The following is a 10116-nucleotide window of genomic DNA, read 5'->3' on the forward strand; positions in this document are numbered from 1 at the left end:
GCAGCCGCCAGCCCAGCGCGCGCGCCGGAGCGGCCGCGCCGCCGCCGAGCGCCAGCGTCGCCACCTGCATCGGATCGCGCAGAGCGCCTACAACACCGCCAGCCAGCGAGCTGGCAAGCTTGCGACCACGGCCGAGACCGACCGCGTTGGCCTGCGCTTCCGCAGCGCCAGCGGCTTCCTCGGCGCCACGCGTGATCGCATAGGCGTCCTGCACGATCGGCCGCTCGATGCCGATCACGCCGGCGAATTCCGGTTTCATGCGCGCCAGCTCGGCCGCCTGGCGCTGCCAAGCGGCTTCGCGGCCTTCCATCACCGACCACGGATTGCCGCCGGCGTCGGCGATGCGCGCGCCTTCCTGCAGGTCCTTTTCGGTAAAATCCTTGCGCGGGTTCGGCAACTGAACGCCGGTCGCTTCGAAGATCGCCTTGTTGCGGCGCGCATAGGCCTCGCCGATTGCCACGTCCTCGGCGTTGGAATTGTCGCGGTAGTCGGCCAGATCGCGCGTCGTGTCCCACAGCGCTGCCGCCGCGTCGCGCTGACTTTGTTCCTTCGCCATCGTGTCGGCGAAGCTCGGCGCGAATGTCGGGTTGTCGCCGAAGCCGGTCTTGTAGAGGAACATCAGAGCCACCACACGCCGGCGACAACGACAAGTGCCACGCCGGCAGCGATCCAGAGCGCTTTTCTCACGTAGGGGATGGCCAGGGATTGCAGGTTTTCCATTAGCGATAGGCTCCCGGCACGCGGGTTTCGAGTTTTGGTCGCATCGCCACCAGGTCGAGGATGAACGGCCGGCCGTCTTCGGCCATGATCCATTGCGGATCGGCGGTGTTGATGTCGCCGGCGGCGAAGGCGAAGCCGCCCTGCACTGCCACCGGCGTGGCGTTGCGGATGGTGTCGGCGCCGCCCTGGGGCACGCGCTTGCCGGCACCGCGGATCGACCCGAAAAAGCCTATTCCCGCCTTTGGCTGATGCGGCAGCGTCGCAAGGTCGCTGTCGGTGACCGCGTGCAAAAGGTCTTCCAAGCGGTCCGCGCGGATGTCGGACGGCACAAGCACCTTCTGGCCGGACGAGAAATAACTGCCGCCGACCGTGGTAAAGCCGCCGAACTGCACGCCGCGATCGTAGACCGCGCCGGCAGCTTCCTGCACGGCCTGCGAGTGGACGGCCTTCGCCTCGTCCGATTTCGGGTCTAGACCATCCTCTGAAATTCGCTTGCGCGCGATCGAGGCGGCCGCGCTCTTGATGCGGGCCGAATCTTCCGGGGCGAGTTCAAGCGCGTTGCCGGCCACCGTTTCGAAGTTTTCGCGCGCGGCGTCGGTCGCAAAGTCTTTCATCGCCTTGCCGTCCGGTGTCTTGCCATAGCCAAGGATCACGTCTTCGGCCGCGCGCGGCGATCCGCCAAAGGCGATGATGGCGCCGCTTTCGGCGATCATCGGCGCATCCTTGCCGAACTCGGCCAGCACATCGGCGGCCGCGTTGCCGGCGCCGGCGACGATCGCGCCGGCCATGGCCGCGCCGCTCTCCGGGTTTTCCCGAATGGTCTTGCCAAGTGCTGCGGCCTCGCCGGCCTTGAGATAGCGCGCCGGCACGCCCAGCTCTTTCGAGGCCTGCTCGGCGGATTTGGCGCGCTGCGACATGATCGCGCTCATGTCCTCGGCCGTCGCGGCATCGGTCAGCGGCGGGGTCTCCGGCACGATGCCCTGCTTTTCGGCATAGCTCACCATGTCGGTCGAGATTTCCTTGCGCTTCTCGTCCACCATCTTTTCGGCGAACATCAGCGTGCGCAGCTCGGTGTCGGTCGGCTTGTCGCCATATTGCTTGCGCAGCCCGGCAACGTGCTTCTCGGCCTCCGGCAGGCTGAAATCGCGGATGGCGCGGCCAACGGAGATCTTCGCCAGCGTTTCCTGCAGCACCGCCTTGCCGCCTGGTGTGCCGGCGGCATCCATCATGAAGGTGGACAATTCGCCTGGATTGACATCGACGCCGGCCTGCAGCCGCAACGCCATCTTGTCGCCGCGCTCGCGAAAATCGTCCTCTGCGCGCACCGCTTCGCTACGCTTGGTCTTTTCCAGCCGCTGCAGCCCGGCGTCGAGCGTCGACCAGCCTTGGCCGTCCAGCCCTTCAATGCCGCCATCGGCCATGTCTTTCTGCATTTCCTCGCGCATGGTCTTGACGCCATCGGCGCCGAGCGCATCGGCCTGTTTGCCGTAATAGGCCAGCGCGGTGTTGCGGCGGCTTTCGATCTTGGCCCGCGCCGCATCGTCGGCGTCCATGATGCCGTTGCGCACGGCGGCGTCATAGTGCTGGTCGATCGATGCTTGCGCGCTGGCGATGGCATTGCCGGCGTCGGGGCTGTTCGGGTCGAAACCGGCAAGCAGCTTCTGCTGGTCGGTTTCGAGCTGGCTGGTCTGGTCGATGAATTCGGCGCGCTGCTGCAGCTCGACCTTCTTGGCGAGGTTTTCGCGCGCCTGGCCAAGGTAGCTGTCGGCCAGCCGATCGAAGCCAACGTCATAGTCGGCCTCGATTTCCGGGAAAATGTGGTCCTTTTTCAGCGCGCCCTTGAGGTCGCCCATGGCCTTTTCGAGGCCGGCCGGATCGTCGCGATATTGTTCGAACAGCTGTTGCGTGGTCGACCGCATTTCCGAATCGACCTGCTGCAGATAGACCTTCGTGCCGGCCTCGTCGAAGGCGCGGCCGCGAATGGTGTCCGTTCCGGTCGGGCGGAAGCCGCCGCCACTGGTTTCCAGTTTAGGCTTGTTGTCGCCGGCGCCGCCATAGAACTGCGCCTGGCTCTCATGCAGTGACTTGGCATAGGTGGTTGCGTCGTCGGCATTGTCGAATTTGCCAAGGTGCTGGCCTGTCTTGCGGTACAGCTTGATAGCATCCTCGTTGCTGAGGATCTTGCCATCCGGCGAAACGGTCGGGATCAAAACTTCCTTGCCGTCCAATTCGAACGATACGGACCGCACGGTGCTAATTGTGCCGTCTGCATTCTTGACGACAGGCCGCGCTGCCAGATCGATGTTGCCCGGTTCGACCAGGCCCTTGATCGGCCCGGCCGGCGCCGGCGCGATCGCCGCCGTGGTGTCGCCGCCGGCGCCGGCAGCGACTTCCGTGCCGTAGATCGATTGCGCAGCCGCCAGCCGGTGTTTCCAGCCAAGTGCCGCCTTCGGGTTCTGCGGCGTCCAGCCCTGCGGCCGTTCGAAGCCGACGCCGGCGGCGGTCGCTTCCTCGACAGTGCGGGCAGCGGCCAGCCGGCGGCCGGTGCCGACTTCGCTGGTCTGCAGCTCGTGCATGGCGAAATCGAGCTGGGTTTCAAAGTCATTGACCGGCTTGCCCTTGGAAGCGGCGAAGGCTTTCAGATTGCGCGCTCGTTTGCCGTTCCACTGGCCGATGCCGATGGAGTGCGAGCCGTCCGCGCCGTCGCCGCGATTGATGGCGTTGACGTTGAAATTGCTCTCGCCGGCAAACTGACCCAGCAGGCCGGCGGCGTAGACGCTCGACACGCCATATTTGCCCATGAGGTAAGCCTTGGCGCGCTTCGCGAGCTCGCTGCGCGAACCGCCCGGTGCGCTGGCGCCGGTCTCGCCCACGGAAACTTCGCCGCCGGCGGGATCTCCGCCGCCGGTGTATTCGGCGTCGGGCCGGCCGGCGAGTGCTGCTTGCTCGCCCGCCTGCGCGCCCTGCCTGGCTGCCTGCCGATCGGCAATCTGGCCTGCCTGCGCCGCCATGCGAAACAGACCTTCCGAGGCGCGCTGCAGCAGCTCGCCGCCTGGGCGTGCCACCGGCAGCAGTCCATCGGCCAGCACCGGTTCGACGCGAAACGGTCGGTAGCTGACCGGCTGCAGGGGTTTCGTCGTCATCAGCCACGCTCCGAGAAGGACAGAAGATTGTCGACGCCGCCGGTGAACGCATTGAGGAAGCCCAGGCGGCGCGCCGATTTGGCGGCGGCGCGGTAGCTGGTCGCGCGTTCGGCCAGCCGCGAAACCCGCGTCATTTCGGTGCCGGTTGCGGTCGACAGGCCAAGGTCGGCCTCGCGGTAGGCGTCGGTGCGGGCAGCTTTTGCGGTGCCAAAGGACAAGTCGACGCCGGACCCTGCATAGGCAACGTCCTGCGCGCCCAGCGCGTCGGCCATCTGGCGCTTGATCGACGTGCGCCGGTTGATGCCCTGCAGCGTCTCGATGCTCTGTTCGCTTTCGGCGTCGGAAGCGGCCATTTCGTTCTGCGCCGCCTCGGCGTTGCCCGCGCCGATCGCCGAGACGATGCCCAGCACGGTCGCCGTGCCCTGCAGGATGCCAGCCAGCGAAATACCGCTGCCTGCGGCGGCGGCCGTACCGGCAGCGCCGGCCGCCGTTGCGCCGGCGGTGGCGCCGCCAAATCCGAGTGCCGCCGGGATTGCCAGTAGGACTTGCATCAGAGTTTGGTCCCCATTGCGATATCGCGCACCCGAAGCTCGCCCGGCCGCTTTTGCGTGATGACGGCGGTTGTGCCTTCCATCATGCCCAGCAGGCCCGTGACGGTCAGAAGCTTGGTCTTCACCGGCATCGGCGCATCCACCTGGTCGTTGGTGTCGTGCAGCTCGACGTCTTCCGCTGCTTCGCCATTGGCGCCAACGGCGATGCTGTCGGTGTCGGCGATGTTGACGTGCAGCGTGTGGATGCGGCCGGGGCGCAAGACCACCTCGTCACTGCCGGTCACCAGCACCTGCGGCATGGTCTCGAAACGCGGCGCGATCCAGCGGCCGACCGTTGCGGCGGCGTAGGCGTCGCCCAGCGCGATCGAGCCGCCGGCGCAGGCGAACGGGCCCAGCACATAGCCATCGGCCTTGGCCCACAGTTCGGCGCCGTCCTCGAAGGCAAGGCCGGTGATGACGCCGGCAAGGTCGGGAACGGCGTTGACCGTGTCCTGCAGGTAGATCGTGGTGTCGTAAAGCTCGATCGACGTGCGCCCGGCCCGCTCGACCGCCAGCCAAAGCCGGTTCTTGCCGTCGATGCCGATTTCGCGCACCAGGCCGCCGCCGGCCGCCAGCCACTCGCAATAGCCGTTGATGTCCTGGTTGCGGATCATCTGGCAGGCAATCAACCGGCCATCGGTGCGCATCAGCCAGCCCTTGGAGGCGTCGAGATCGTTGGCCGGCTTCTGGTTGGCGCTGCGAATGAGATTGTCGGCCAGGTGCGAGGCCAGCAGAGACACCGGGTCGGCGTTGAAATTCGTCGTCGCCGATGTCACCGCTTCCGTGACGCGCAGCACCTGCTTACCGCCCTGGGCGGCGAACGGCAGTCCCTGCGGGTTGATGGCGACATAGTACACCTCGCCTTCCAGCGTGAACGGCCGGCAATTCGGCTGCGCGCCGATCTCGCTGGCCGGGACGAAATTCAGCGGCGTGTTGCGCTCGATGGTCCGGTTCGGGACGAAATAAAGGGCAAGGTCGGTGAAGACGAAAAGACTGGTCGAATCCTTGACGTGCAGGATGGTTTCGTTGGTCTGCGAACGCAGCTTGTCGAGCCGTGCCGCGGCGTCTGTCGTGCCTTCAATGTTGAGGTCGAAATATTCGGCGACCCGGCTCATGGCCATGGCGCCGGTCACAGCCGGGATGCGGTAGTAAGCCAGCCGGTCCTGCACCAGGGTGGCGCCGCCAGGCCAGCCCTTGGCGGTCGAGAACACTTCTTCCGTATCGGTCTTGCCGACCTGTGTATGGAACGGCAGCGCCGAAGCGTCGGCGGTGTTGGCGATGATGGCGGAAAATTCGTATTCATCACCGGCCAGATCGCCGCCGAAAGTGAAGGTAATCTTCTCGGTGTTGTTGCCGCTCACATTGCTCCACACGCCCGACACGCCGGGGCCGAGCGAAGGCAGCCCCTCGATGGCGAGCGCCAGTTCGGTGGCCCAGGCGGTCCAGTCGCCAGGCACAATGGCGCTGTTGATGCCGATTGGCAGGCCAGTGCCGACGCTTTTGAGCGGAATGGCTGTCGTCGACTCGCCGTTGACGGTGATCGACAGATAGGCTTCCGGGTCGGGAATCCAGCGAAAGAAAACCTCCCACACGTCATCGGTCTTTGCGTAGACGCCGCCCAGATCGGCCGATGGCACCGGATCGTAAGGCCACAGATCCTGCCGCCAGTCGTGCAGCTGACCGGAGGTCGCCAGAAACAGCCGCACGGTTTCGAGCTGGCCGTGGAAAATGCCGATGGTGTTGCCTTCGGAGTAGAAGGCCAGATCGGGCAGCATGGTGTCGGTGACAGTGGCGATGCGCGCCGAGCCCACGAAACCGGTGTCGGTGTAGAAATCGGCAATGCCGGCTGTGACGAAACAGGCCAGAGCGTTGCCCTGGTCGGGTGTCAGGTCGACAAAGCGTGGCCGCAATGCCGTGCCGCTTTCGAAAAAGGCGCTGACCACGAGGCCGGAGACAGTGGTGGCGCCGACCGAAAAGGTGGCGCGGATGCGCAGGCTGGTAGCGGTTTTCTGCTGGCCGGGCGCATAGGCGGCAAGGCGGGTCGCCGGCGTGCCGGTTGCAACCGCGAACGGGCCGCCGACCGCGACCCACACGCCCCCGACAAAGGCTTCAATGGTGAAGGTCGCTGTGCCGGCAGATATCGCCAGCGTCGACACCAGCACCGCCGCGACCGTGCCGGCAACCGTGCCGCTCCAGATGGTTTGCGTTCCGGTGAACGGCCCGGCCGCTGGCGTCGGCGCGGTGATGGCGCGGGCCGAGAGCGGCCGGCGCCACTCGCCCTTGCGCCAGGTGCCGCCCATGCGGCGAAAGCCGGACTGCGGCACCGGCTCGATGCCCTTGAAGGCCAGGCCTGCGGCATAATACTGCTTGATGTCGACGCGGCCTTTCGCCTCCGGCGTGAATTCGCCGGCATTGCAGGAACGTTGCGGGGCGGCCGGACGCGCGACCATCTAGAACCGCCCGAACCACGGATAGGCGCCGCCGGCGCGGCCGCCCGACAAGATATCGGTTTCCATCGGCGAGCCGACCGGCGAGCCGGCGCGGTCCTGGGCGATCAGACGGCCGAAGATGCCGCCGGCGCCGCCGGTCGCGGGCGTGCCGATCGCCGCGGCTTCCTTGTCGGCCTTCAAGTCGCTGTCCTGCGTCAATGGGACGGCAAGATAGGAGGCCAGCAGCGTGGCGAAGCCATCGGCGAATTGCGGCGGCCAGGCGGCCGGGTCGAGCGCCTGCTTGCAGCGCGCGTACACGACCGGCTCATTGGCAAAAACGGTTGTGCCCTCGATGGCGAAGTCGCGCAACGGCACGTTGCACAGGGCATCGGAGGTGAGCTTGAGCGGCGGCCCCAAAATGCCGCCTGGCAGATCGAAGCCATAGGTGTAGCCGATGACGGGCGTGGCTTCCTGCCGCGTGAGCAGAAAGGTCTGCCGGCAGAAGGTCCAGTCGTGCAGGCCGAAGGTGCGGGCGATCGCGCGCGGCCAGAAAATATCGACCAGGCCGCCAAGCGTGGTCTGTTCGTCAATCGAGAATTTGGGCGCCAGCCCGAGTTCGACCAGCGCCCAATTCACGATCATTGCCTTGTCGATTTCCGCTTCGGCCATGATGTCCCTCTGCCGGCTTGCCGGCGATTACGCGCCAGCAGCGTCGGTGTTGACGGCGACGGTGATGTTGCCGCCGGCCGGCACGGCAGTGACGATCAGCGCCACGCGATCGGCGACGCCATCGGCGACGCAGAGGCAGTCGATGACATCGTTGACGTTGAGCTTGTTGCTGCCGACGACGCCGGAAACTCCAGTGCCGAAATAGCCGGCCGCAATGACGGTCGCGACGGCATCGGCCGTGGTGTAATTGTACCAGTTGGTGCTTTTGCCGGCGGAGCCGTAGGGCGTGGAATTGTAGAGCGCCAGCGAGCGAGGATTGAAGGCCATGGGAAATGTTCTCCTGTTGAAGCGTTGAAGCGACGGGCCGCCCGCCGGATGGCAGGCGGCCCGCTGGCGATCGGTTAGCCGGCCGGGATTTCGTCGGTCAGCACGGCCGGGCGAACCGGCTTGGCAATCTTCAGGAAGTCGAGACGCTTGACGCCGGCCGCCTGGATGCCGACAGCGGCGCCGCCCAGGCCGGCCTTCACCAGGTAGGGAGAGCCCTGCATGATGGTTTCCTGGGTGATGGTCGGCGCTTCCTTGTTCCACGGCGTTTCCGCGCCAATCGAATCGTGGTGCCACATGTAGGCGTAAAGCGAGGTGCCATCCTTGCCGGCGAAATACTCATCCGGCCCCTCGATGTAGTGGACGCCGCTCCACGTGCGGGTGCGCATTCGCTGGATCTTCGAGAACGGCGAATTGTCCAGCCCGACCCACTGCGCGTCGGAAAATTCCTTGTAGAATTTGAGCTGGCTCATCCACATCGCAGGCAGCATGCAGAACACCTGCACTTCGCCGGTATCGTCGGCTCCGGTGCCGGCGATCTGCGCGCGGGCCTGTTCGAGGTCGATGATGTCGATCACCGCGGTGCCGTTGCCGATCGTGGTGACGCCCGCGCCGCCGGACGCGAAGGTTGCCAGCGCGTCGAGCTTGATCTTGTCGCGCTTGCGGCGGATGGCGGCGGTGATGATGGTCACCAGGGCGGCCTGTTCGTTCGGGCCGGCCTTGTAGGCATCCTGCACGCGCCACCAGTCGGACGCCTCGAAATCATCCATGGTCAGCTGGACGGTGGTCAGGCCGGTGCCGGTGACAGGAACGCGCTCGATGGCGCCGGTGAGCTTGTAGACTTCGGTGCGGCCGATAATCGGGAACTTGACGGTGTTGGCTTGGGTGTCACCCGACATCATGGTGCCGTCGAGCAGGCCGCCATGGGCCTGAAATTGGACGGTGACTTTGTCTTTGATCTTTTCGGTAAACCAGGCAGCGATCTGGATCGACATGGGAAATCCCCTTTGGGTTGCTGTTCAAAAGCAGCCGTGGGGCCGATAGAGCCGGTTCCTGCAGGGTCCGGTGAAGGATAGCCCGCCGCCGCCGGGTCGCTCCCTTGGTTGCGCCGGCCGAGAATGACCCGGCCGGCGCGGCGTCAATTGCGGTCAGCCAAGCTCGTATTGAAGCCGGGCGGTGTCTTCGAGGCTGCTGCGAACTTCGGCAGTGCGGATGGCCTTGTTGAGCCGCGCGCATTCCGAGCAATCGGACGGTTGAATGAGAGCCGACTGCAGAGCGATTTCGGCGGCAGGATCGAAAGCAATGCCGTACGCCGGCGCCAGCACGAACGCGAGCGCGAATGCGATAACGCTGACGAAACTGAAAAAGCAGGAGCGAATATTCCTTACCATGGCAGGTTCCTTCCTTGATGCCCGGGGACCGCCGGACGCGGTAAACGATCAGACGCCGATGAGCTTCTTGTATTGCTCGTCGAGCGCGTCGTGCTTGGCGCGGTCGAACTTCGGATGCTGCGGGTTCATTTCCGGCGCGGCCAGCTGGGCCTTCAGCGCGTCGCGGGCGCCCGACCCTGCCGGCGCAGCGCCGACGCCGGAGAACGGTTGCGCCTTGTCGCCGCCGGTCATCTTGGAGGCGAAGAACTCGATCAGCTGGTTGCCCTTGGCGGTGTCCATGAGCATCAACAGCCCATGTTCCCCGACTTCCTTGGGCAGGCCGTGCTGCTGCATGAGGTTGACGAAGTCTTCGTTGGCCTGCATGCGGGCATCGATGGCCTTGTCTTGCTCGGCCTTCGGAAGGCTCTTGGCGGTTTCCGGCAACAGCGCGGCGCGTTCGGCCACCGGGTCGATCGCCGCTTCAAGCATGCCGGCTTCCTGCGCCTGGGAGTAGAGCGCCGTGGTCAGCTTGTGCAGCGACGCCACAGGGATTTTCTCTTCCATCGCCACCTTGGCGACCGCGCCGAACAGCGGATCGGCCGCCAGCGCCTGCAGCTGCGGCCGGATGGCTTCCGGCGCCTTGTCGATTTCGAAGGCGTTATAGGCCTCGATCTTGTCGGGCACCGCCGAATCGCGCTGGCGATAGCCCTCAAGCGCCTTGTGCTGCTTGTCGATCGTCTCGCGATCATCCTTGCCGAACATCGTTTCGGGCAGGCCCTGCGGGCGGTAAGGCCCGGTCGCGCCAGCGGCTGCAGCTGCTGCCGCTGCGGCGGCGGCGGCGTCGCCGGAGCCACCTGCACCCGCTGCCGCC

9 protein-coding genes are annotated in these 10116 nt (G+C 65.8%); all 9 read right to left on the reverse strand.

The window, feature by feature from the left end; genetic code table 11:
• A partial coding sequence (locus X750_RS01000000163555) for a hypothetical protein (RefSeq protein ID WP_032904924.1) occupies window positions 1-619 on the reverse strand: 619 nt, incomplete at its 3' end.
• Between the two features lie 100 nt (window positions 620-719).
• Window positions 720-3863 (reverse strand): phage tail tip lysozyme, encoded by a 3144-nt coding sequence (locus X750_RS1000000166625; protein WP_023749040.1) that lies wholly within the window; start codon window positions 3861-3863, stop codon window positions 720-722.
• Window positions 3863-4414, reverse strand: a complete 552-nt coding sequence (locus X750_RS134490; protein ID WP_023749041.1) for a hypothetical protein — start codon at window positions 4412-4414, stop codon at window positions 3863-3865. The genes X750_RS1000000166625 and X750_RS134490 overlap by 1 nt, the downstream gene beginning before the upstream one ends.
• Window positions 4414-6903, reverse strand: a complete 2490-nt coding sequence (locus tag X750_RS134485) for a hypothetical protein (protein WP_023749042.1) — start codon at window positions 6901-6903, stop codon at window positions 4414-4416. The genes X750_RS134490 and X750_RS134485 overlap by 1 nt, the downstream gene beginning before the upstream one ends.
• Window positions 6904-7551, reverse strand: coding sequence for a hypothetical protein (locus X750_RS134480; protein WP_023749043.1), 648 nt, complete (start codon window positions 7549-7551; stop codon window positions 6904-6906).
• 27 nt (window positions 7552-7578) lie between these two features.
• Window positions 7579-7878 (reverse strand): hypothetical protein, encoded by a 300-nt coding sequence (locus X750_RS134475; RefSeq protein WP_023738680.1) that lies wholly within the window; start codon window positions 7876-7878, stop codon window positions 7579-7581.
• A gap of 74 nt (window positions 7879-7952) precedes the next feature.
• The gene (locus X750_RS134470) at window positions 7953-8870 is read right to left on the reverse strand and encodes a phage capsid protein (protein WP_023738679.1); all 918 of its coding nucleotides are present in this window, start codon (window positions 8868-8870) and stop codon (window positions 7953-7955) included.
• Window positions 8871-9023: 153 nt separating this feature from the next.
• A complete protein-coding gene (locus tag X750_RS134465; protein WP_023749044.1) occupies window positions 9024-9266 on the reverse strand; it encodes a hypothetical protein in 243 nt (80 codons plus the stop codon).
• 48 nt (window positions 9267-9314) lie between these two features.
• On the reverse strand, window positions 9315-10116 hold an 802-nt coding region (locus X750_RS1000000166630; protein ID WP_031243856.1), incomplete at its 5' end, for a hypothetical protein.

The organism is Mesorhizobium sp. LNJC391B00, assembly GCF_000502535.1.
GTDB lineage: Bacteria > Pseudomonadota > Alphaproteobacteria > Rhizobiales > Rhizobiaceae > Mesorhizobium.

Coding starts and splice junctions, on each gene's coding strand:
- X750_RS1000000166625 (WP_023749040.1), bottom strand. CDS start 3,863: ATGACGACGAAACCCCTGCAGCCGGTCAGCTACCGACCGTTTCGCGTC.
- X750_RS134490 (WP_023749041.1), bottom strand. CDS start 4,414: ATGCAAGTCCTACTGGCAATCCCGGCGGCACTCGGATTTGGCGGCGCC.
- X750_RS134485 (WP_023749042.1), bottom strand. CDS start 6,903: ATGGTCGCGCGTCCGGCCGCCCCGCAACGTTCCTGCAATGCCGGCGAA.
- X750_RS134480 (WP_023749043.1), bottom strand. CDS start 7,551: ATGGCCGAAGCGGAAATCGACAAGGCAATGATCGTGAATTGGGCGCTG.
- X750_RS134475 (WP_023738680.1), bottom strand. CDS start 7,878: ATGGCCTTCAATCCTCGCTCGCTGGCGCTCTACAATTCCACGCCCTAC.
- X750_RS134470 (WP_023738679.1), bottom strand. CDS start 8,870: ATGTCGATCCAGATCGCTGCCTGGTTTACCGAAAAGATCAAAGACAAA.
- X750_RS134465 (WP_023749044.1), bottom strand. CDS start 9,266: ATGGTAAGGAATATTCGCTCCTGCTTTTTCAGTTTCGTCAGCGTTATC.